The 19,628-nt window shown below is 59.1% G+C and carries 40 protein-coding genes and 1 pseudogene; 24 read left to right on the forward strand and 17 right to left on the reverse strand.

Annotation, left to right across the window (positions count from 1 at the left end):
- Positions 1 to 69: 69 nt before the first annotated feature.
- From ACGI6K_RS07620 to ACGI6K_RS07690, 15 genes and pseudogenes are all read right to left on the reverse strand, one after another.
- Entirely contained in the window at positions 70 to 942 is an 873-nt protein-coding gene (locus ACGI6K_RS07620; RefSeq protein ID WP_394543677.1) for a hypothetical protein, read from the reverse strand.
- 80 nt (positions 943 to 1,022) lie between these two features.
- Positions 1,023 to 1,217, reverse strand: coding sequence for a hypothetical protein (locus tag ACGI6K_RS07625; RefSeq protein WP_394543998.1), 195 nt, complete (start codon positions 1,215 to 1,217; stop codon positions 1,023 to 1,025).
- Positions 1,214 to 1,369 carry a hypothetical protein gene (locus tag ACGI6K_RS07630; RefSeq protein WP_394544000.1) on the reverse strand — a complete coding sequence of 52 codons (156 nt, stop codon included), beginning with the start codon at positions 1,367 to 1,369 and terminating at the stop codon, positions 1,214 to 1,216. The genes ACGI6K_RS07625 and ACGI6K_RS07630 overlap by 4 nt, the downstream gene beginning before the upstream one ends.
- 61 nt (positions 1,370 to 1,430) lie before the next feature.
- Positions 1,431 to 1,535, reverse strand: a pseudogene (locus ACGI6K_RS07635) (hypothetical protein); the annotation flags it as partial.
- A gap of 35 nt (positions 1,536 to 1,570) precedes the next feature.
- On the reverse strand, positions 1,571 to 1,918 hold the full coding sequence (locus ACGI6K_RS07640) for a LytR/AlgR family response regulator transcription factor (RefSeq protein WP_394543679.1): 348 nt from the start codon (positions 1,916 to 1,918) through the stop codon (positions 1,571 to 1,573).
- A complete protein-coding gene (locus ACGI6K_RS07645) occupies positions 1,915 to 2,781 on the reverse strand; it encodes an ATP-binding protein (RefSeq protein WP_394543681.1) in 867 nt (288 codons plus the stop codon). Before ACGI6K_RS07645 ends, ACGI6K_RS07640 begins: the two co-directional genes overlap by 4 nt.
- A 6-nt stretch (positions 2,782 to 2,787) precedes the next feature.
- On the reverse strand, positions 2,788 to 2,934 hold the full coding sequence (locus ACGI6K_RS07650) for a hypothetical protein (protein ID WP_394543683.1): 147 nt from the start codon (positions 2,932 to 2,934) through the stop codon (positions 2,788 to 2,790).
- A gap of 232 nt (positions 2,935 to 3,166) precedes the next feature.
- Positions 3,167 to 3,418, reverse strand: coding sequence for a hypothetical protein (locus tag ACGI6K_RS07655; RefSeq protein ID WP_394543685.1), 252 nt, complete (start codon positions 3,416 to 3,418; stop codon positions 3,167 to 3,169).
- Positions 3,415 to 3,837, reverse strand: coding sequence for a hypothetical protein (locus ACGI6K_RS07660; protein WP_394543687.1), 423 nt, complete (start codon positions 3,835 to 3,837; stop codon positions 3,415 to 3,417). Before ACGI6K_RS07660 ends, ACGI6K_RS07655 begins: the two co-directional genes overlap by 4 nt.
- An 11-nt stretch (positions 3,838 to 3,848) precedes the next feature.
- Complete coding sequence (locus ACGI6K_RS07665) at positions 3,849 to 4,565, reverse strand: hypothetical protein (protein ID WP_394543689.1); 717 nt, start codon at positions 4,563 to 4,565, stop codon at positions 3,849 to 3,851.
- 79 nt (positions 4,566 to 4,644) lie between these two features.
- A complete protein-coding gene (locus ACGI6K_RS07670) occupies positions 4,645 to 5,241 on the reverse strand; it encodes a BRO-N domain-containing protein (RefSeq protein WP_394543691.1) in 597 nt (198 codons plus the stop codon).
- Between the two features lie 276 nt (positions 5,242 to 5,517).
- Positions 5,518 to 5,874 (reverse strand): hypothetical protein, encoded by a 357-nt coding sequence (locus ACGI6K_RS07675; RefSeq protein WP_394543693.1) that lies wholly within the window; start codon positions 5,872 to 5,874, stop codon positions 5,518 to 5,520.
- Positions 5,875 to 6,228: 354 nt separating this feature from the next.
- Positions 6,229 to 6,579: a hypothetical protein gene (locus tag ACGI6K_RS07680; RefSeq protein ID WP_377968450.1), complete on the reverse strand. Its 351-nt coding sequence runs from the start codon at positions 6,577 to 6,579 to the stop codon at positions 6,229 to 6,231.
- Positions 6,580 to 6,593: 14 nt separating this feature from the next.
- A complete protein-coding gene (locus ACGI6K_RS07685) occupies positions 6,594 to 6,770 on the reverse strand; it encodes a hypothetical protein (RefSeq protein WP_376949697.1) in 177 nt (58 codons plus the stop codon).
- A gap of 48 nt (positions 6,771 to 6,818) precedes the next feature.
- Positions 6,819 to 7,484 carry a pentapeptide repeat-containing protein gene (locus ACGI6K_RS07690; RefSeq protein WP_394543695.1) on the reverse strand — a complete coding sequence of 222 codons (666 nt, stop codon included), beginning with the start codon at positions 7,482 to 7,484 and terminating at the stop codon, positions 6,819 to 6,821.
- 418 nt (positions 7,485 to 7,902) lie between these two features.
- On the opposite strand from ACGI6K_RS07690, the gene ACGI6K_RS07695 reads away from it, so the two are divergent.
- Positions 7,903 to 8,223 carry a DUF1654 domain-containing protein gene (locus ACGI6K_RS07695; RefSeq protein ID WP_376942211.1) on the forward strand — a complete coding sequence of 107 codons (321 nt, stop codon included), beginning with the start codon at positions 7,903 to 7,905 and terminating at the stop codon, positions 8,221 to 8,223.
- 98 nt (positions 8,224 to 8,321) lie between these two features.
- Positions 8,322 to 8,597, forward strand: coding sequence for a hypothetical protein (locus tag ACGI6K_RS07700; protein WP_376942213.1), 276 nt, complete (start codon positions 8,322 to 8,324; stop codon positions 8,595 to 8,597).
- A gap of 45 nt (positions 8,598 to 8,642) precedes the next feature.
- Here ACGI6K_RS07700 and ACGI6K_RS07705 read toward each other — a convergent pair whose 3' ends face one another.
- Both ACGI6K_RS07705 and ACGI6K_RS07710 read right to left on the reverse strand, forming a co-directional pair.
- On the reverse strand, positions 8,643 to 9,821 hold the full coding sequence (locus ACGI6K_RS07705; RefSeq protein ID WP_376942215.1) for an ATP-binding protein: 1,179 nt from the start codon (positions 9,819 to 9,821) through the stop codon (positions 8,643 to 8,645).
- 143 nt (positions 9,822 to 9,964) lie between these two features.
- Complete coding sequence (locus ACGI6K_RS07710; protein ID WP_376942217.1) at positions 9,965 to 10,870, reverse strand: S24 family peptidase; 906 nt, start codon at positions 10,868 to 10,870, stop codon at positions 9,965 to 9,967.
- A gap of 94 nt (positions 10,871 to 10,964) precedes the next feature.
- On the opposite strand from ACGI6K_RS07710, the gene ACGI6K_RS07715 reads away from it, so the two are divergent.
- The 22 genes from ACGI6K_RS07715 (at position 10,965) to ACGI6K_RS07820 (ending at position 19,628) form a co-directional block, all read left to right on the forward strand.
- Positions 10,965 to 11,186, forward strand: coding sequence for a transcriptional regulator (locus ACGI6K_RS07715; RefSeq protein WP_376942219.1), 222 nt, complete (start codon positions 10,965 to 10,967; stop codon positions 11,184 to 11,186).
- A gap of 24 nt (positions 11,187 to 11,210) precedes the next feature.
- On the forward strand, positions 11,211 to 11,429 hold the full coding sequence (locus ACGI6K_RS07720) for a hypothetical protein (protein ID WP_394543698.1): 219 nt from the start codon (positions 11,211 to 11,213) through the stop codon (positions 11,427 to 11,429).
- A 50-nt stretch (positions 11,430 to 11,479) separates the two neighbouring features.
- On the forward strand, positions 11,480 to 11,674 hold the full coding sequence (locus ACGI6K_RS07725; protein ID WP_394543700.1) for a hypothetical protein: 195 nt from the start codon (positions 11,480 to 11,482) through the stop codon (positions 11,672 to 11,674).
- A 77-nt stretch (positions 11,675 to 11,751) separates the two neighbouring features.
- The gene (locus tag ACGI6K_RS07730) at positions 11,752 to 11,928 is read left to right on the forward strand and encodes a hypothetical protein (protein WP_394543702.1); all 177 of its coding nucleotides are present in this window, start codon (positions 11,752 to 11,754) and stop codon (positions 11,926 to 11,928) included.
- A gap of 54 nt (positions 11,929 to 11,982) precedes the next feature.
- Positions 11,983 to 12,870 (forward strand): hypothetical protein, encoded by an 888-nt coding sequence (locus ACGI6K_RS07735; RefSeq protein WP_394543704.1) that lies wholly within the window; start codon positions 11,983 to 11,985, stop codon positions 12,868 to 12,870.
- Positions 12,870 to 14,702: a toprim domain-containing protein gene (locus ACGI6K_RS07740; RefSeq protein ID WP_394543706.1), complete on the forward strand. Its 1,833-nt coding sequence runs from the start codon at positions 12,870 to 12,872 to the stop codon at positions 14,700 to 14,702. Before ACGI6K_RS07735 ends, ACGI6K_RS07740 begins: the two co-directional genes overlap by 1 nt.
- Positions 14,695 to 15,147, forward strand: coding sequence for a hypothetical protein (locus tag ACGI6K_RS07745; RefSeq protein ID WP_394543708.1), 453 nt, complete (start codon positions 14,695 to 14,697; stop codon positions 15,145 to 15,147). Before ACGI6K_RS07740 ends, ACGI6K_RS07745 begins: the two co-directional genes overlap by 8 nt.
- The gene (locus tag ACGI6K_RS07750; RefSeq protein ID WP_376943424.1) at positions 15,144 to 15,386 is read left to right on the forward strand and encodes a hypothetical protein; all 243 of its coding nucleotides are present in this window, start codon (positions 15,144 to 15,146) and stop codon (positions 15,384 to 15,386) included. Before ACGI6K_RS07745 ends, ACGI6K_RS07750 begins: the two co-directional genes overlap by 4 nt.
- Complete coding sequence (locus ACGI6K_RS07755; protein ID WP_376943426.1) at positions 15,379 to 15,546, forward strand: hypothetical protein; 168 nt, start codon at positions 15,379 to 15,381, stop codon at positions 15,544 to 15,546. Before ACGI6K_RS07750 ends, ACGI6K_RS07755 begins: the two co-directional genes overlap by 8 nt.
- Entirely contained in the window at positions 15,539 to 15,739 is a 201-nt protein-coding gene (locus ACGI6K_RS07760; protein WP_376943428.1) for a hypothetical protein, read from the forward strand. The genes ACGI6K_RS07755 and ACGI6K_RS07760 overlap by 8 nt, the downstream gene beginning before the upstream one ends.
- Positions 15,739 to 15,921 carry a hypothetical protein gene (locus ACGI6K_RS07765; RefSeq protein ID WP_376943430.1) on the forward strand — a complete coding sequence of 61 codons (183 nt, stop codon included), beginning with the start codon at positions 15,739 to 15,741 and terminating at the stop codon, positions 15,919 to 15,921. The genes ACGI6K_RS07760 and ACGI6K_RS07765 overlap by 1 nt, the downstream gene beginning before the upstream one ends.
- Positions 15,914 to 16,135, forward strand: coding sequence for a hypothetical protein (locus ACGI6K_RS07770; RefSeq protein WP_376943432.1), 222 nt, complete (start codon positions 15,914 to 15,916; stop codon positions 16,133 to 16,135). Before ACGI6K_RS07765 ends, ACGI6K_RS07770 begins: the two co-directional genes overlap by 8 nt.
- Positions 16,125 to 16,541 carry a recombination protein NinB gene (locus tag ACGI6K_RS07775; protein WP_376943434.1) on the forward strand — a complete coding sequence of 139 codons (417 nt, stop codon included), beginning with the start codon at positions 16,125 to 16,127 and terminating at the stop codon, positions 16,539 to 16,541. The genes ACGI6K_RS07770 and ACGI6K_RS07775 overlap by 11 nt, the downstream gene beginning before the upstream one ends.
- Entirely contained in the window at positions 16,541 to 16,840 is a 300-nt protein-coding gene (locus ACGI6K_RS07780; protein ID WP_376943436.1) for a hypothetical protein, read from the forward strand. The genes ACGI6K_RS07775 and ACGI6K_RS07780 overlap by 1 nt, the downstream gene beginning before the upstream one ends.
- A 36-nt stretch (positions 16,841 to 16,876) precedes the next feature.
- Positions 16,877 to 17,137, forward strand: a complete 261-nt coding sequence (locus tag ACGI6K_RS07785) for a hypothetical protein (RefSeq protein ID WP_376943438.1) — start codon at positions 16,877 to 16,879, stop codon at positions 17,135 to 17,137.
- Positions 17,124 to 17,489, forward strand: coding sequence for an endodeoxyribonuclease RusA (locus ACGI6K_RS07790; protein WP_376943440.1), 366 nt, complete (start codon positions 17,124 to 17,126; stop codon positions 17,487 to 17,489). Before ACGI6K_RS07785 ends, ACGI6K_RS07790 begins: the two co-directional genes overlap by 14 nt.
- Entirely contained in the window at positions 17,486 to 17,818 is a 333-nt protein-coding gene (locus ACGI6K_RS07795; RefSeq protein ID WP_376943442.1) for an antiterminator Q family protein, read from the forward strand. The genes ACGI6K_RS07790 and ACGI6K_RS07795 overlap by 4 nt, the downstream gene beginning before the upstream one ends.
- A gap of 116 nt (positions 17,819 to 17,934) precedes the next feature.
- A complete protein-coding gene (locus ACGI6K_RS07800; protein ID WP_377968458.1) occupies positions 17,935 to 18,279 on the forward strand; it encodes a putative holin in 345 nt (114 codons plus the stop codon).
- Positions 18,272 to 18,550, forward strand: coding sequence for a phage holin family protein (locus ACGI6K_RS07805; RefSeq protein ID WP_377968459.1), 279 nt, complete (start codon positions 18,272 to 18,274; stop codon positions 18,548 to 18,550). The genes ACGI6K_RS07800 and ACGI6K_RS07805 overlap by 8 nt, the downstream gene beginning before the upstream one ends.
- Before the next feature lie 84 nt (positions 18,551 to 18,634).
- Positions 18,635 to 18,784 (forward strand): hypothetical protein, encoded by a 150-nt coding sequence (locus ACGI6K_RS07810; protein ID WP_376947054.1) that lies wholly within the window; start codon positions 18,635 to 18,637, stop codon positions 18,782 to 18,784.
- The gene (locus tag ACGI6K_RS07815; protein ID WP_376947056.1) at positions 18,777 to 19,088 is read left to right on the forward strand and encodes an HNH endonuclease signature motif containing protein; all 312 of its coding nucleotides are present in this window, start codon (positions 18,777 to 18,779) and stop codon (positions 19,086 to 19,088) included. Before ACGI6K_RS07810 ends, ACGI6K_RS07815 begins: the two co-directional genes overlap by 8 nt.
- A 99-nt stretch (positions 19,089 to 19,187) precedes the next feature.
- Complete coding sequence (locus tag ACGI6K_RS07820) at positions 19,188 to 19,628, forward strand: terminase small subunit (RefSeq protein WP_376947058.1); 441 nt, start codon at positions 19,188 to 19,190, stop codon at positions 19,626 to 19,628.

A 19,628-nucleotide genomic window follows, 5' to 3' on the forward strand; every position in this document is an offset into this window, starting at 1 on the left:
GATCCGCACAGCCGGCATGTATTCGGTGCAGATCACCGCTGCGTCGGTGCCCTCGTAGGATTGGGCGGTTCACTTTTCAATCCAGCGGCGATGTAGGTCAATGTCCTTGGCTGGAGGGCGCAAGGCGAAGGTCATGCCGTCAATGGATACGTTGTCGATGCCGCGTATGTGCCTAGATATGTCAATGTCGACGCCTTCCTTGATTCGGCGTTGATGCGCCCGGACAAGGTGGAGGATCGGGCGTTTTCGCCCGCTTTCTGTCAGTGGTAGCGTGCGTGCATAGAGCACGGACTTGATTTGTTCTGCTTCCAAACCGATGCGCAAGCGGGTATTTCCTGCCCCGATCAAGTTCTCTTCGACTGTGGCAGACCATAGGTGTCTAGAGTCGGCGATGGCCCCAATTATTGCTGCGGCGCGGGTGATTTTTCCGGCGGCATACCGGGCGTCTCGAATCATGTCAGAGGGGAATGCGTAGGCAACCTGGCCGGCATTGCGGATGTGGTAAAAATCGTTTTCAAACGTCATCTTGTCGCCGTCTGATGTTGCGCTAGTGAGCTTCACAGGCCGACCGGATACTGGACAAACTACTCCACGCGGCAGCTTGTCGATCTTTTGCAGGCGGAAAAAACCGCCTCTATCCTCCGGCAAGTACAGATTTCCGTACCCATGCTCAAGGTCGATCCATTGAGCTTCTCCAAGCAAGACAATCCGGCTTGCGCCTGGCATGTAGATGCCATCTAGATACATCATGCCGATGTCGCCTACTCGGGCATGGCGACGATCTGTTCCGACGAACGACTTGCACAGCAGCGATAACATTGCCTCATAGGCCGTATGGGTAAGTGCCTCATCGTTCAGTATGTCCATGCCGACTTCTATAAAGTCATTGTCAGCATTGCCTTTGTTCGTGATCTGCTTGAATACGGAGTCGCATAAGCGCATTGATTTTCTCCTGACAAGGCGCCCCCATGCCGCGCAGCAGCAGGGGCGGGGATAGGGGGGTTAAGCAGTGAGGCGAGGCCTTACGCAACGCGCTCCCATGTCTCGCTGTTATCCAGCTCGTTGAGCAAGCGCTGCTGCGTGTGCCCGACGATGTCGCGGAGCCAGACCGTGTCGCCGGTCGACTGCTCGACTTGCCAGGTGACGCCAGTGTTGCGGTTGCGGTAGATCGGGTGCTGCCGGCGCAGGGCGTCAGCGGCTTCGGTTAGATCGGTCATGGCCTGCACCTCTCCAGCAATATCGCCCCACGCAGTTTTCCGTCCCGCATGACGATGATCTGGCCGCCGGACACTTGCGCGACGATGTGCGGGTAGCCGCTTGCTGTGGCGAGCTGCTGAGCGTATTTGATTAGCTGGATGGCGTTGCTCATGCGCTGATCTCCTTCCTTGCTGGCTTGCGTGCTGGTGATTTCCGGCAGGGGTGCCTGATGCCAGTTCCGTGATAGTTCCGCCGCCAGCCAAGAAGGCCGCGACGGCTTGGTCGATTTCAGCGCGCGAGAGATCCCGCTGCGCGATTGCACAGGTGTCGATTAGCATGGGGATATCCGAGGCCGGTCAGCGCCGGCGGCGTGTTATGCGGTGTGCCGCTCGGCAAGCGCCTTGCGGACTATGCTGATCCTGCTGCGTGATACAGAGAGCGGCTTGGGCGCCCCAGCAATCGTCAGGATGAATTCGCTGCCGTTCTTGTTTCGCGAAACCGAAACGATACGGTCGAGCTGGACAAGCGTGCCGCGATGAATGCGGATGAATCGACCGACAAGGTCGGCCTCAAGCGATTTCAGCGAATCGACAAGTATCAGCTCGCCGCCCGGATGATGAGCGACGGTGTACTTGCAGTCTGATTTGAAGTAGATGACCTGATCGATGGGTAGCTCTACGTGCTTGCCGCGCACAAGTGAGGTGATTGTTGTTCGGGTCATGCAACGCCCTCCAACTGAGCCAGTTCAGTCTTTCGCTTGTCCTTGGCTTCGGTGAGCTTTGCAAGCGCATCCGGATATCCCTGAGCCTGTCTGTATGCTGCGCTGTAGAGGCCGTGCAGCTCCTGCATCGTCTCGGCTAGCGGCATCTTGTCGAGCGCATCTGCGACGGCATCATCAGCCTGGGTAGCTTGGCTGCGCCCGTCATTCAGCCAAGCAAGCAGGCGCTGGCCGGTTTCTGGCGTGATCAGTTCGGGCTGCTTGAACAGCTTGGTTCTGTCCTTGCTGGCGACTGCCATGTTGCCGTCATGAACAAGGTCGAGAACCACGGTCATTTCATATTCGCATCCTTCGCGCTGTTCGCTTTTCATGCCGAGCTTCAGGATCTTCTTTCCTTCTCCCTGGACGGTTTCCGTCTTGCTACGCATCGTGCAGATGATGTGCAGCGGACTAGTCAGGATCTTGTCGGTAAGACTGCGGTGGCGTGGCGTTGTCTCGTTCCATGCCGACCATGTGTTTCCCTTGTACTTTGCCTTTGCGATCTGATCGTTGATCTCCAGACAGCCGCCTGGGCCGGTCCATTCGTGCGAGTAGCTGTCGATGATCAGCACGTCATAGCCGGCTCGCTCGGCAGCCTTGATGGCCTCGATGTAGCGCTCGGGCGAGTAGGGGGCGTGCAGCTCCGTGACGTCGAAGTCGGCAATGTCGGCGTACAGCGACGCGCTGCCGTGCTCTGTGTCGATGACCGCGATGCGACCTCCAAGCCCTTTTGCCATTTGCAGAGCGGAGTATGTCTTGCCGGAGCCGGAAGGGCCGGCAAGGGCAAGACGTAGCCTTGCCTGCTTGCGTTCAGCCTTCTTGAACATTGTGCGTTACCTCGGTTGGTTGTCCCATTTCCGCTCAATCTGGCGGCGTTCGTCTTCGTATTCCTTGCGCTGCTCGCCCTGGAATTTCTCCGGGCGAAACTCTCCCGTGCTGCGCCAGTCGAGCTGGGCAGCCAGGCGTGGTGATGTGGTCATGAGGGCCTACTTGGCGAGGGTCAGGGCGCCGGTGGTGATGAAGATGGTCCAGGCGACGAGGACGATTGCAGTCCATCGCCAGAATGCGTATCGGCGGTCGCGTTTGTAGCTGTTCATGCGGCGCGCCTCATTGCCTCAACGTGCCGGAGCACGTCGCGCAGATTGAGTGCATTGATGCGGACTGAGTGACCGGCCATGACCCAAGCCAGAGCGGCGCGGGGATCGCGTGTGCTCATGCCGCCTCCTTGCCGATCTTCACGTTGATACTCTTCCAGTGCGCGTCCTTGATCCGCTCCAGACACTGCTCCCAGTATTTGATACTGACCTCGCTCAGATGCCCGGTTACTCCCGCCATCTGGATCAGACCGTCGCAGAATGCTGCGGTCGGCCAGCCGTCGCTGCCGTTACGCTCGAACATGCCTACATAGTGGCGGATGGTCTCTTCCGCCCTGCCCTTCGCAGCTTCGAACTGTGCGGCGTTCATGCTGCTTTCTCCTTGAGAAGTCCCATGTTCCTGGCGATGCGCTTGGCATGCTCCAGGCCGGCAAGGTCGTTCGCTTTAGCGATCGCCTCGGCTAGCTGGTCCCGCTGGATCTTCACGTCGTAGAGCTTGCGGCCTATTTGCGTGCTGGATAGCCCTTCGACCGGGCACTCGATGAAGTTCTCGATCAGCGCCTTATACCGGCGAATACACTCGTGGAGGAGACCGATTCGCTCATCTCTCGACTTGAGCTGGATGCGTAGGCCCTTGGCCTCGTCTTCCGTCTTGCCCTCAAGCAAGTCGGCCTGGCGCTCCAGCCGCTCAGCTTCAGCTATCTCGGCGGAGCCGTAGTCTCGTTCTGCGTGCAGGCCGGCTTCGCGCAGGCGAGCAGCCCGCTGCCGGAGTTGTTCAGGGGTTTGCATTGTGGCCTCCTTTAGTGGCGGGTTCGACTTGCGAGGTATTCGTTCAGCGCCTGGGCAACTGCTTCATGATCTGCATAGGCGAACGTGTTGCGGATGCTGCCGTTGATGATCCGCTCGACCGCGACTGGCTCGACGCGAGCCTTGACGTACTTCCCAGCCGAGCTTTTCAGGTTCGACGGGATATCGATGCCGTTCCGCTTGGCTATCTCGACGATATCAAGCAGGCTCGGCTTGTCATGTGAGGGCAGGGCATTCGGTATGCCGAGGAATGCAAGCGCCTGGTTCTGGATCGCATCGGAGATGTGCTGCCAGACGACTGGAGCCGCCTTCTTCAACTCGTCGTCGCCCATGACGCGCTTCAGCGCTTCGAGTTGCTGCTCGGTTTCGATCGGAGTTGGAATGCGGGCCGGACTTGAAACAGGGGGTTTCAGTTGAGTCTGTTCCGCATCCTTCAGCTTTGCCAGGACCTTTCGGCGAACCCCCTTCGACTCGCGCATTGCAACCAGCATGCACTGGTCGCGGGTGAGTTCGAAGACGGTGGACTCGGTATTGTTCAAATTTTGCACTACAAAACTTTTGTAGTGCTCCCCGTCTAGCTCGGCCTTGATCCTGTCGGCGAAAACATTAGGCCTCAAGGTCGGCTCGCCAAACTCCTTGCGGGCCGCGTTGACGATCTCCAGCAGTTCGGTGCTGGTCATTGTTGCAGGTGCTTCGACGATGCTCGTCATTGCCTTTCCTCCAGGCAAAGGGTGACCGGCACCGCCAGCAGTGCTGCCGGCGGCATGGAGAGGATTCGGGTATGGGGTGCTAGATTTTCAGCCCAGCTTTCCGGGCCATCTTGATGCGCGAGCTTTGGTAGTCGGCGCGGGCCTTGAGGTTGGCCATGGCGGCGGCGACGAACTCGAACATCTCTTCGGTGGAGACCGGGAGGTCACCAGGGGTACGAACCATGGCCTTGATCAACTCGCGGTGGCTGAGAACACAGGCATCCTCGGGAACGGGCTTGATCTGCTCTCGGCCCATGTGATCGAAGTAGACCAGCCAGCGGCGAGTTGTCAGGGAGGGGGCTGGCAGGGGTTGTTCCTGAGCCACTTCCCGATCCAGCACGTCGAGCACCCACTTGCGGAACTCCTTGGCGACCTCTGTGCGGGCGAACATGGCCAGCAGGTGGGCGCCGCGCAGGGAGAAGATTCGGACCTGTTGAACGCCGCCCTTGGTGGGCAGGTTGATCAGGGCTGTCATCTTGTCAGTGAACTCGTCAGCGTTACGGTTGAACAGCTTGGTGATTGCCGTCTCTGGGTTGGCGTACTCAAGGGCTAACCCAATCTGGGTTACCCCAAGCCAAGGCTGGCCGTCGCGGTCGATGACGTCGAATTGAATGTTGTGGAATGCAAGTGCTTGCATGGTGGAACTCCTGACTTGGTTGGAGTACCGCCACCCCGAGACCAATCAGGGTGAGCGGAACCGTGCGGGTTGGTCTACCGGAGTCAGGAACCCGGCGGGGCCGAAGCCCCCCACACACGGCCCGCCCATAACGGGTGTAGCCATGCTGCGGGCACAAAAAAACCGCTCATAAGCGGCGGTTGTACCCGCCTGACTTTCCGGGAGACCAATCCCAGGCCGCAGATTTTGCTGCGGCATGGAAAAGGTAATCCCGGAATCCACTCGGCGTCAACAGCTCTACTTCATCCCGCCCTGCGCAAACCCTGAAGCGGCCTCGCCGTGGATGCGCTCAACGATGCGCCAGGCGTCTCCCGGCTCGACACGGGCAGGCCCTACGTGACGTATCTCTGTGCCGTCTGGCATCTCCAGGATGATGATCGGCTCTTCCAAGACAATGCCGCTGCTGTTTACAGCGGTCGCCACTGCCCAGGATTCGCGGGCTGTGTCGAGGATCTGCACGTTCCGCAGGGTGACGTCCGGCGCCGGAAGCTCGGCGCCCTGGGCCTCGTGAGCGGCCATGGCTCCGGCGGCAAGGATGAGCAGAGTCGCGGTCGCGGCGACGCCTGCCGATTGCAGCATGTCGATGATTTTCATGATGTGGGTCTCGTTTTTGGGTCGTGGGTTTGGTGTCGCGCGCGCATGGGGAAGCCGCCTCGGGCGAAGTGGCTTTCCGATGTGGGCGGGATGGGTGGGTGGCCGGTTACGCCGACCAGGCGGTCGCTTTCTCGCCAGCGGCGCGACTGCCGCCACGCATGAGGCGTCCGATATTCACGGCTACCCTGGCTTGCCGTTTACTCGAACGAGAGCGCGCTTTGAGCCGGGTGTTTGCGCACCTGCTCTGCAGCGGTTAGCACACTGCGCTAACGCTCACGCATGCCGAACGGCCACGGTGTTCTGTGTAGAGCTGCATCGGTGGAGTGGTCTGGCCTTCGGACCGGTGCCAGACCACTACTGGATTTGCGTTGTCCTTCCGTCGTACCTGTGTACTTCTCCGTTCTTCCCAATTTGCACGACAGCATCGCTGTGTTGCTTCAGGGCGCGCTTCACGGCCAGCTCAGCACTCCTGCGGTACTCGTCGAACTCTGCCTGCAGCGCCGCGTACCTCTTCTTCCATTCGTCTTCTATGCTGGACGCTTGCTCGCCCCAGCCGGGGCGGTAGAAAGCCATGCATTCGTTCTCGACGTACACGGCTATATCCTCAGCAATTGCCTTGATCTGTTCAGGGGTAGCTGTTATGCCGTTCTCGTCGAAGGAATACGAAAGGCCTTCCTTGTAGTAGGAAGTTTTCGAATGGCTCATCTCTATTCATCCTGCTACTTTGTGCGGATGCCGGCGGCGTGGATGGCGGCGTGCCAAATATCCCACGCGAATTGCGCGTGCTCGCACTTGTATATATCGCCAATGCGCCGCAGGTCGTATCCATCCCCATGTTCGGATCTCGCTTTTCTGTACGCTGCCTCGAACTCCCCGTGCATCTTGTCTTGTTCCATGTCTCTCTCCTGTGGGCGCCCCGTTTCCAGGGCGCAGCGTCATTATTGTCAGGCTGCGGCCGGCTCTTCGCCGGGCTTCTTTGCTGCCCCCGGAACCGCTGGCGAGGTCTCGACGATCTGCTTGAGTATCGGCTTCCAGGTCTGCCACCAGTCCAACGCCCGCGAATCCATCCGGTCTATTTCCGCGTCGCCGAAGTCCCACCATTGCTCAATCCGATGTAGCTGGCACCCGATCTGCATGTGCGTCGCCGTGTATGTGACCGGCCACAGATCGCACTGGATGGACTTGATCTCGGCGCCGTTGCCGCTAACTCCCCAGAGCGAGGCAATTTCGGCCAGGTATGCACCGCTCAGGTTGGCCCCGCGCAGGTTGGCATCGCTCAGGTTGGCCCCGCGCAGGTTGGCATCGCTCAGGTTGGCCCCGCGCAGGTCGGCATCGCGCAGGTAGGCCCCGCGCAGGTTGGCATCGCTCAGGTTGGCCCCGCGCAGGTCGGCATCGCGCAGGTAGGCCCCGCGCAGGTCGGCATCGCGCAGGTAGGCCAAGCTCATGTCGGCCACGCGCAGGTCGGCATCGCGCAGGTAGGCCCCGCGCAGGTCTGCCAAGCTCAGGTAGGCCCCGCTCATGTCGGCCCGAGCCCCGCCTTCCTCATAGGCCAGCCATTTCCGATGCTTTTCGATGATCTCGGCGAGGTCTGCTGCTGTGTAGGTTTTCATGCGGTGTCCTTGGTCGGTTGGTTTCCCTGATGCCCCTCGCGAGAAGGGCATCGAGGAAATCGGTCTTTCTGGCCGGCGTTACTGGCGCCACGTCCGGCTGGGCGCATATCTGTTATTTCCAGTCGGTCCCGTTTGTTGCCAGGCAATTTCTGCGTCCTGGTCCGCGGGGCTGGGGATGCTGCTTCGCCACCATCCGAGCTAGCCGGCGCGTCCGGCTTGTCTGTCGGCGCTGTGTGCTGCCGATGGAGAAAAGATAAGCCAATGCCTAATTAGTTGTAAATAGGCATTGGCTAATTTTTTTCTCATAGGCATAGGAACCCCGCCCGCTACAAGGTCGGGGAGGTGACAAGCTGACAACGCCCTGGACCTCTTGATGTTGAATGGCTACTGTTTGTTCATACAGAAAGAGGGACGGCATATGGCCAGAGCCAAGCGGAAAGCTCAGACGAAGCCACAGGGAATCACGCCGCTAGAGCGGCTGAGGCTACGGGTATCAGCGATGATCAACGCGCCGAAGGCGCAGCTTGAGCGCCAAGTGACCATTCACCGGCTGGACACTGACCCGGATGATGCGTGGGAAGGGGTAATTGAGTTGCTAGCCGAGACGGATGGGCTGGAGATGGCCAGGAACGAGGACGGTAGCGTGACGCTAAAGTGGGATCGCCCAGCAGACGACGATATCCAGGTAGACGATAGGGAGGAGGTCGAGGTGGTCGACGACAGCGAGGACCCGTTCTGACGACATGTGAGGCGGGTAGCATCTTCGGCCAGGAATGCTGGCTAGTTGATTGCTGTTGGCTATCCTTCTGGAATCTTAAACGCCAAGGAGGGCGCTCAATGTCGATCAATGAAATCCTGTCCCTTGCTCTAGCCGGGTGCGGGCTGCTTGCCATAGGCCTCTACATCGGTGGATCGACTCGTTCGGAAGACGAGAAAGATCCGGTTCCAGATGACGTGGTTGATGATGAAGATCTGTTCGTCGGCTGGGACTGGCTTACGCCAGCCGCCCGGAGGTATCGCCTGGCCCTGTACCGGCGGCGCGTGCAGGCTAGGATCGTAAAGCAGGAAAGGGAATGGCTGCTTGCTAGGCTGAAGGAAGCTGCGGAGGGGTGAGACGAAAAGCCCCGCGCGGGGCGGGGCTTGATAATTTGCTGATAACTAGTTTTTAGGCATTATGCGAATCATAAACTCATCAAATAGCGGAACTGTGAATGCTGTATCGCCGTGGTTAGGGCTCCAAATCATGCCCTTGCTAATCAAGCTGCTCCGAGTTGGAGCAACAGACTGAACTTTTGTGCCAAGCTGATCTGCTATGTCCCCTGACCGGTGAGGGCCTGGGCCAAGGGCTGCCATTGCGCGCAGATACTTTTTTTCAGATGGAGTAAGTCGGTCAAGTCTTACACGAAAAAAGCTCTCATCAAGAGCAGCCAAAGCCGTTTGTGTTGCGTTATCAACATCTGCACTTGTTATGGGGGATTCCTGCGCTGTGTCCCATGAGTGTTTTCCCCATTCCTGCAGAAAATATGGATATCCGTGCGTGTGCTGAACTATCTTGGCAACTGCTTGATCATCATACACAACGCCCTCGTCCTGGGCTGGCTTGGTTATTGCGCGAGCAGCTGCATTCGAGTCAAGCGCGCCAATCATTGGAAAGTCAAAGAGGCGCTCCGCATATGATTTTGCGTTTCCAGCTCTGGCTAGAAGTTGCGGCAATCCAGCGCCGATCAATGATATTGGAAGCCCCTTTTGAGAGCATAGATGGAGTGCAGATATTAGGGCTCCAAATTGGGTTTCTTCGATGTATTGCATTTCATCGATAAAAATGACCAGCGCTGTTTCTGCTTTTTGAGCTGCTGTCCCTGCTTCGGCGAGGAGCGCTCCTAGATCAGACTCTAAGTCGCCATTATCTGCTAGTCCAGGAAGGGCCTCTGCATCAATTCCTACTTCTATGTCTCCAAAATTTACTTTTAAAGCCCCAACAAAACCAGCAAGCGCTCTCAATGCATTTATCGCGTGATCTTTTGCCTTTTCGATTCGGCTGAGCCTAAGCAGGGCAATCCGAAGCTGGGGAGCTAGTATGGCGGGCAGTGATCGATCCTCTGGCGCTTCAATCCTTACCGTATGGGCCCCAGCTGCTTCTGCATCTTGCCTCATTTGATCAAGGAGAACTGTTTTCCCGACACCGCGAAGGCCAACCATTAGGATGCTTTTATCATGGCGGCCACGCTTTAGCCTTTCAATGCAAACGCTTACTCGCTTACGGATATCGTCGCGCCCAGCAAGCTCCGGAGGTTTTGTTCCAGCGCCAGGTGAATATGGGTTTGAAACGGCGTCCATGATGTACCTCATTTCAAGTAGATTTAGCGAGTTTAGCAAAAAACACTAAACTGACTAAATTCGCTATACGACCTGCTTATCCTTATGAGGATGGCTCGACGGGCTGGCGGCTCACCCCCCGACCCCGCCCGGCGGGCAGGCGCTCAGAGCTTCCGCGCGTTCCAGACCAGCAGAACCTTGGCGTGGATGGTCACGTCGGCCATGGGCACTATCCGGTCCTTGTGGTTTGGGTTGTCTGAGATCAGCTCAAGCTGGTTCTCCCCAGCGAGCTCCAGCCGCTTGATGAACAGGTGGCCAGCCCACGTGATCACATAGACCCCGTCACCGACGTACTCATTGATGCCCCTGTCAACGATGACAGGGTCCTTGTCGTTGATTGTCCCTTCCATGCTCTGGCCCCAGCCGGTAATCACGGCGAGGTGAGCCGGGCTCGAATATGTGACGCCCTTGTCCTGGAGCAGCGACTCGCTGATGACCACGTTGCGGATGGCCTCGACGTAATCGGATGGCACTTGACCGTGCCCCATTGATGCGCGGATGTCGTACTGGGGGATCAGGATGTCGCCATCTGCGACCCTCGCGGCGCGCGAGAAATCACCGGTGATCACGTTACTTTTCTGACTGGCAGATGGTTCTGACTCGGCCAGAGAGCCCGCGACAGCATCGGCGATCTTCTGCTGGGCTTCTGCGCTCAATCCCTTCTTGTGCTTCTTGAGCATCGCCATTACTGCTGCGGCCGCAGCCTCTTTAGGGTTGTCTGCTGCAGGTTGGCCAGTAGCCTCATGCTCTACTTCTTCTTCAAGTACTTCACCCGATGCTGACAGCGAGCGAAGCAACTGCTCATCAAGTCCCCAGTGTTCGGGAGGGACAACGTTTGAGAAGTAGGCGATTAGCTGCATCAGCTTCGCCTTGTCTATCCGGCCGTAGTTCACCCAGCCCTGTACAGACGGCGGCTTCACATCGAAGTCGTCTGCGAGCTTCTTCTTCGATACGCCTTTCGCAAGGCGGGCAGCCTCGATTGCTGCGCCCAATTCTTTGCCAGTAAGCATTGCCTAATCTAATCCGCCGATATCGTGGTTAGGCAATGGCTTGTATATAATTAGCCAATGCCTTATATTTGATCTAGATCCCTAGGAGAACCCCATGACGCCTGCAGAAGCAGTCATCAAGGCAGCTCAGATCCTGGGCAGCCAAGCCGAACTGGCAAGGCGCCTCCAGGTGAAAGCTCCAACAGTCAGCCAGTGGTGCTCTGGAGAGCGGCCGGTTCCTGCTGCCAGAGCCCTGCAAATAGAGGCCCTGACAGAAAGAAAGATCACCAGAAGCGATCTTTGCCCGTCGTTTCCATGGCCTGAAATGGCCGCCTAACCCATCCAGCAGTAAGGAAAACCAATGAGCACAGACAGATACAAGTCGCTAGGCGACCTGAGCCGACCCAATCACAAGCACGTGAACCAGACAAAGGTCCTCCTGGACGACGAGTTCGAGGACCTCCTGCGCAGTGCTGCTCGCGTCCACAGAACACCCAAGGCCGTTCTGGCGCGTGAGGTTTTGAAATCCTGGCTTCTCAGCCTTGCCAGTGATTCTAAAAGCGACAGCCGGGCGGCCTGAAGCAATTGCGTAGGTACCCGGCAAGGACTGCGCAGGGACCGGGAGGGCATATGCCAAACGAAAACGTAGGCATGGAGCTTGGGGACTTGGTCGACGACGAGGATTTGGAACTGCTGATTCGCGAGGCGAAGAGGCGGGGGATGACTCCGGCGGAACTGGCCAAGCAAGGAATTCAGCAGGAGCTGACCAAGCGAACCATGCCCAAGTCAATGGCGGGAACGCTTCAGGCGTTCCGCAGGCGGTAGGCACAAAAAAGCCGGGGTAACGGCCCGGCTTCTTCGATAACGCAATGTAGGTGATTCAGATGATACCGGCGAAACCCATGATCTACAACCCGCTTGAGCTTCACCCGGTTGCCGGCTCGGCAATCGTGATCCGGCAGAACGGAAATGCAATCACTGTAACGCTTGATCAGCTCCACCATTTCACCAGCGACATTTGCATTCTCGCCGCAAGGATGCGCGAAGACCTGCTCGATCCGCTTGGAGATGAGAAATGAGCAAGCAGTTCTCCTTACACAAGTTTCACTTCGAGCTGATCGGGAGAGCGTGACATGCAATTCACCATAACGATCAACCAGGTAAAAGCCTTGCAATGGGGCCTGAACGCCCAGCAGACACTGCTGTTCGCGTTCGTCTACGAGTGCCCGAGCTGGGCAAAGCCGATCAAGGTAGACAGCGGGATCTACTACGCGCTGAGCAAGGCGAAGATCGTCGAGGAGCTGCCGCTGCTCACTGACAAACCGGACACCGCCTATCGCCTGCTGAGGCAGTTGGAGGCCGCCGGCGTGATCGAGCTTTCGCACACCACTGGCATCACCCTGGTGCGTCTGACAGACAAGGGCAGGACATGGAATCGCGGCGTCGATGGATCGGAAAAATATCCGAGCAAGGTCGGAAAAATATCCGAGGAGGGTCGGAAAAATATCCGAGGAGGGTCGGAAAAATCTCCGACAAATCAGGATACCAGTAATCAGGATACCAATCAGAAAGACACTCTTGGCTCATCTGGCGATGCGCCGTTTGCGTACTCGGCTGAGTTTGATGAGTTCTGGCTCAGCTACCCGAAGCGTGCTGGCGGAAACTCGAAGAAGGGCGCCTTCAAGGCTTGGAATGCACGAATTCGCTCTGGTGTGCCGGCACAAGACCTGATCCAGGCTGCGAAGCGCTATGCCGAGCAGATGCAGGCCAAGGGCAATGTCGGCACCGCATACGTCAAGCAGGCGCAGACCTTCCTCGGCCCTGACGAGCACTGGCGCGAAGCGCTTTCCTCGAACATCCGCCAATTCCCTGCTGGGAAGAATGGCCGCCCGCCGCTGGGTGATGGCGAGTTCTACCACCCGGACTGGGAGAGTGGCACCAAGATCGTCTGCCATGTCTCGACCCATGATCCGGATACTGGATACACGCTGGAGTACATGCGCAAGCGGGGGTTGATCTGATGACCCCCAGTCAGATTTCCGTGCGCCTGTCGGAGCGAGCTATCGACGTATGCAACAACCTGCTCCCGGCCGGTAAGCGCGAGGGTTCCGAATGGCGTGCAGGCAGCACAAACGGCGAGAAGGGCAAGAGTCTTGGTGTCCATCTCAAGGGCGACAAGGCCGGCATCTGGTGCGACTTCTCGACCGGTGAAACCGGCGACCTGCTGGATCTGTGGCGTGCCGTGCGTGGCTGCGACATGAAAACCGCGCTGCAGGAAGCCAAGTCCTACCTGGGCATCAGCGAGCCGAAGCTGAGCGAGCCTGCCCGGCGCGAGTTCAGCCGCCCGGATCGCCCGAAGTGCATCGCACCCAAGCAGGACTCTCCCGTCATGGCCTACCTGAAGGGGCGCGGCCTGACCGAGCAGACCATAGCCGCGTTCAAGATCGGCGAGCGCGACCGCCTCATGGTTTTCCCGTATCTGCGCGACGGCGGACTGGTCCACTGGAAAACCATCGGCATTGATCGAGACGCCAGCGGCAAGAAGACCGGCATCCGCACCTCCAGCGATACCGAGCCATGTCTGTTTGGCTGGCAGGCGATCCCGGAAGACGCTCGCGAGGTCACGATCACCGAGGGCGAAATCGACGCCATGACAGCCTGGCAGTACGGCAGGCCGGCGTTGTCCGTTCCGTTCGGCGGAGGATCTGGAGCCAAGCAATCCTGGATCGAGCATGAATACACAAACCTCGACAGGTTCGACACGATCTACCTGTGCCTCGACAACGACGAGGAGGGCAAAAAGGCAACCGATGAAATCATCAAGCGCTTGGGCCGCGAGCGCTGCCGCCTTGTCGATCTTGGCTGCAAGGACTTCAACGAGGCATTGCACGCTCTGTACTACAGCAGCGAGGACATCGACGAGTGCTATGCCAAGGCAAAAAGCCTCGATCCAGACAAGCTGGTCAACGTCATCGACTTCGCTGAAGAGGTTTGCGCCGAGTTCTTCGAGCGCAATCCGGTAACGGCCGGCATGCAAGTCCCGTGGGAAAAGGCGCGGGACATCATCCGGTTTCGGACTTCCGAGCTTACTGTCTGGACCGGATGGTCTGGGCACGGAAAGTCCCAACTCCTGAACTATCTGGCGTTCCACGGCATGCGCCAGGGCGAGAAGTTCTGCATCGCTTCAATGGAGATGCCTGCGCGGCGCACCCTGCAGCGGATGGTCCGCCAAGCTGCAGGGATGGCTTATCCAGCTCGCGGCTACATCAACGCGATCCTTGAATCATTAATCGGAAATCTCTGGATATACAACCAGCTTGGTTCGGCGAAGACCGACGAAATGCTGGAGACGTTCCGTTACGCAGCCCGCCGTTATGGCGTGACCCATTTCATCGTGGACAGCCTCGCAAAGCTGGGCATGGCAGAGGACGACTACAACGGCCAGAAGCATGCAATGGAAGCCCTTGTCGGCTTCGCGCATGAGATGGGCGTGCATGTCCACCTCGTAGCCCACCCGCGTAAAGCCGAAGACGAGACGAAGGCTCCCGGAAAGTTGGACGTGCGTGGCGGGGCGATCCTGACTGACCTTGCCGACAACGTGATTACTGTTTGGCGAAACAAGCGCAAGGAAGAGGCGCAGAAGAACGGCGATAGCGACCACGACAACGAATCGGACGTGCACATGATCATCAGCAAGCAGCGCCTGACCGGCGTGGAAGAAAAGATCCCGCTCTGGTTTGACCCGGCATCGGCTCAGTACCTGGAGCGCGCTACACACAAGCCGCGCCAGTGGGTGAGCTACTCCGGCCAGGCCGAACAACGCCAAGAGCTTCAGGAGGCCGCCCATGGCTGAAGTCACGGACATCGAATCCTGGCTGATTGCGCGCGCAACCAAACAGCAGCGTTTCGTCATTGAGCGCGGGGCTGATGTTTATGTCTGGCTGAGCGACTACGAGGGGCCGGCAAGCGGGCTAGATGACGATCTGTTCCTGACCTTCTCCGAGGCCATCAAACTGTTCGATCTGCTGAATGGACAACAAGCCTCTGGGGCAATCATCGGCATTCAGTGCCGCGATGATCGGAACATGACCTTCTGGATCGATGAGGAGTTTCAGAGCGCTTTTGGCCTGCCTATGCCGAGGGGCGCGAAGAACATGAGCGATAGCTACGGAAAAGTCTACGACACGATGGCCTGCCAATTGATGCACAGGCACGGCTGCAAGGTTTTGCGCCGACAACTCAAGGTCGACCACGCCGCCGCTGTAGAGGCGCTGATGACGAAGAAGGACAGAGCATGAGCAAACTGAACAAGCGTGAGCTGCAAATGCTGGAGTGGGTATGGGTTGCCGAGATCAAAGGCCGGCTGCCGCTACAGACCAACTCAAAGGTGGCCGAGAAGCTGTTCCTCGACGGGCTGCTGATCCGCGGCTCAATCGTGATTAGCGGCGCCCGCGTTGAGGGCTACTGGCTGAGCCATGCCGGCCGCCTGAGCTACTGCATGAACTGTGACGATTTCGAGGAGTCCCGCAATGCGTAAGCACCTCAAAGCCTTGTGGCGCGCCCACATCGTCGACGACAAGCCGCTGGAGGTCGCCAGGGCTAGGCCGAAGCTCTCCGAGATGCGTTTCGGCGAGCTGATGCAGAGCCTCAAGAAAGGCGTCGACATCGAGGATCTGAGGAGGGCGGAGCGTGGCTGATATCGAACTGCTGAAGCGGCTCACCGCTGCCTGCGACATCGAGCGCTGCGCCGACGAGGAGGAGCGCGACCGGAACCTGAACGATTTCTACGGCGAGATATCGCTCCCATCCGTGATCGAGGCTGCTCGACGTTACGCCGAAATCCGCGCCAGTGCAGGGCTTGAACTGGCGGGGCAAGGGAGGGAAGGCTGATGGTTGAGATTATCTGCCTGTCCGTCGCCTTCGCCTGGCTTGGCTATTCGGTCGGGTATCTCCGCGCACAGAAGCGGTATATCCCCGAGATCATTGAGGCCAGAGAGGATCTGGCCAGGGTCCGCATGCTCGCCAAACTGCATGTCTGCCCGCGGTGCGATGGAGGGCGCGCAGATGCGTAACTACGCGAAGCCCGACATCTACAGCCGCGCAGAGTGGGAAATGGTTCAGGGCTACATGCGCGGCCATGACGGCCTGCCGGCTGAGTGCCGCGGCGCAGCGTACATGCACGGATACCGGAATGGCGTCGCAGATCGCACAGGGGTCCTGGGTGATAGGGCTGACGTGCTGCGCCGGCGCGCCGACATGATCCTGGGAGGTGGAAATGGCCAGTGAGCGCACATTCCGCATCCAAGGCGCTGCCGGCATCCGCCCGGCATTCATCGCTGCCTGGAACCTGATCCAGAACATCATGAGGGAGGCAGGCACCGGCTACGAGCTGGTCCTGCGCCCGCTCAAGTCGAAGCGATCGATCGATCAGAACCGCAGATATTGGGCATTGCTGCGCGAGCTGTCGGCTGTGGCCTGGGTAGATGGCCGGCGCTACTCCGACGAGGTCTGGCACGAGCAGATGAAGCGCTGGTTCATCGGCTGCGAGGAGGTGCGCCTGCCGGGCGGAACCGCCGAGCTGCGCGGGATCAGCACCACCAAGCTCAGCATCGAGGAGTTCGGCGACTACATGACCCGGGTAGAGCAATGGGCCGCCGAGCAGGGCTGGCCGCTGATGGTGGAGGCCGCCTGATGCTCCGCCAACGCCAACCCGTATACCGCTCCAGCAAGTGGCTGGCAGCGGTTCGCAAGATCGAAACCTGCGTGATCTGCGGCGCCTATGGCGTGCAGGCCGCGCACCGCAATTTTGGGAAATCCATGAGCCAGAAGACAGACGACTGCCTGACTGCAGCCCTGTGTCCTTCGTGCCACAGCGAAATCGACAACGGCAAGAGCATGACCCGGGACGAGCGCCGGGCGATTTTGGACAAGGCCATCTGCGACACGCTGGCCCAACTGGCCCGCATGGGGCTGATAGAGGTGAAGACGTGAAAATCTCCCCCATCGACATACGGGCACTCAACGGCGATGACGACTACCGACTCATGGAACTTGGCCTTATTGCCGACGGAGAGGCGAGAGCAGATCGAGGCGCACAAAGCCGAGTGCCTGGAGCTGTACAGGGCCGCACTGGATCTGGCCGGCAGGATCTACCTGCGGCGCCGGGACAAGGGAAAGGGCTGGAGGATGTGGGCCGAGAGGGAACTTGCAGCGCACCCGGAGTTGGAGAAGGAGGCGCGGGCGAAGCTGAACAGGCTGATGAGGGGGCAGGCGAGTGATCGAGCTTGAGCTGCCATGGCCGCCGAAGGAGCTGAGCCCGAATGCCCGCACCCACTGGGCGAAGCGCAGCAAGGTGGCTAAGGGATACCGGACTGCCTGCCACCTGCTTGCCAAGAAGGCTGGTTTGGTGACTCCGGCGGGCAGGGCCATGCTGCTGCTGGAGTTCGTCCCGCCGGACAGGCGCCGACGCGATGACGACAACATGCTGGCAAGCTTCAAGGCTGGTCGCGACGGTTTGGCCGATGCGCTGGGCATCGACGACAGCCGCTTTGTGACACGGCTGCGGGTAAGCCGAGAGACGGTTCCCGGTGGCGCGGTGCGGGTGCGGATTTCTGAATTTGTGGAGGGGGAAGCGGCATGACTCAACGGCGCGATACCGAGGATTTGCTCCAGCACTGGGGAATGTGGGTCATCCAAGGCTCAGGGGTATCCGCGTGCCAGGCCAGCACGCTGCCCACACCGATGATTACAGATGACGAGGGGCTGCTGATCGATGGGCTTGTCAGCCGGTTGCGGCGAGGCTACCCGGAGTCCGCAGATGTGCTGCTGTACTACTACACCAGCCAGGATGCAACATTCGCCAATGTGGGCAGGCGGCTTGGGTTTGGCGCAGAAAAGACGCGGCAACTCTGGAAGTCCGGCGTTGCCTGGATCGATGGCGTGCTTGAGGGAATCTGTCTAGCCGCTTGATATCACCGGGCGAAAACTGTACATTTACAGATACTTTGCGGTTTTACCGCTTACACGAATACCAAGCCCCGGCCAGAGCGATCTGTCGGGGCTTTCTCGTTTCTGCAGGAATTAAAATGGCCGAGCCTTCAACAGCCGGAGTAGTGGTTGCCGGCGCGATCGGTGCTGGCCTGATGATCAACGGCGAGGCGGCGATTGGCGCACTCTGTGGCGGGTGCGTCTATTTCATCGCGAATGCAGAACTGTCTATTCCGTCGCGGATCGCCCTGTCGCTTGTGTCCGTAGTCATGGGCTACATGGCTGCCCCTATGCTGGCGGGAATGACCGTATTCGGCGTGGGTCCGATTGATCTGCCGGGGCCGGCTGCATTCGTCGCGTCCTCAAGTGTCGTTACCGCAACGCTCGCAGCCATCAAGGCAAGGCGGGCAGCGGTAACGAACAAGGGGGAGACAGATGGCTAGCATCCTGCTGACGTGGATTACGTGCCTGCTCTGCATCGTCACGTTCATCCGGCTGTTCACGTACCGCCGCAGGGGCGCGCGGTTCCGCCGCGACGTGAGCGTCATGGCAACAATCGTGATGATGGCCTGCATCACGACCTGCTTTGAGATCGTCACCGGCAAACTAGTGATACAGCCTGCTGCATGGCCGATGATCGTCATTCACGGCGTGCTTGCCATTGGGCTGCTCAAGACGCGGGGCAACCTTGCTCCGGTGCTGAGGGGATTTTGATGGTCTGCGCTGCGTGCGAGAGGCGGAGAGCCTGGGTCAAGAAGTGGACTAGGGTGGCATATGACAGAGCGCGCGGAATCGTTGTTGGAGCAACTGCTGCTCGAGCAGCGTCGGACCAACCAACTGCTGCTGATGCTGATCGAGGCGCTGGGCGAGAGTGAGTCTGACCCTGATGCTGAGCCCGTACACTACTTGGATGGGTCTTCGATCCATCTAAGGAGCGCTGATGGCTAGGCTCAATACTCTCAAGCCAAGGATTCAGCCGCTGAAGGATGGCCGGCTCCAATCTCTGCCAGTTGTCGCTGACCGCCGGATCACTGGCCGCAAGCTGCAGGACCGCCGACTGAAGGTGTGGGCCAAAGATCCATGCTGTGCGGTATGCAGGAAGCTGACCGAGTTCCCGTCCGGCTTCGAGCTGGACCACAAGGTGCCGCTGTTCAAGGGTGGCGAGGACATCGAGGACAACTGCCAAGTCCTTTGCTCCGGCCCTGATGGCTGCCATGCGAAGAAGACGGCAGAGGATCTGCGTGGCTGGTGACCCTGGGGGGGGTATCCGGAAATCTGGAGCCCATCGCGCAGGAAACCGCGCCCGACCTCATTTGCAGATTATTTCCCTGTTAACAGGAGTTGTTAACTCATGGCGTTAACTGAACAGAAGCGCCGGTATGCTGCCGCGCGGCTGTCCGGTATGACGAAAAAGGAAGCAGCGATTGAGGCTGGCTGTCCGGAGAAGACTGCGTCGCAAGCGGCCTCGCGCTATGAGAAAGACCCAGATGTCCAGGCGGCGATGGGTAGGCAAATAGCAGCTGAAGCCAAGAAGAAGGCTGAAGCTCCTGCCGTTGACCCTGATCCCTACATTCCGGATGCCGCGAATGACCCTCTGGAGTTCATGCGGCAGATGATGAACAGCGTCGAGGCCGACCCGAAGTTGCGTCTGGATGCAGCGAAGTCTCTGGCGGCGTTCACCGTGGCCAAGCCCGGCGAGAAGGGTAAGAAGGAAGAGCGCGCAGACGCTGCGAAGAAGGCATCTGGCGGGAAGTTTGCCGCAGCCCGGCCGCCTCTGCGCGCGGTGAAGTGA

Origin of the sequence: Azorhizophilus paspali, from assembly GCF_043587585.2 — a bacterium.
In the GTDB taxonomy this organism is placed as follows: Bacteria; Pseudomonadota; Gammaproteobacteria; order Pseudomonadales; family Pseudomonadaceae; genus Azotobacter; species Azotobacter paspali.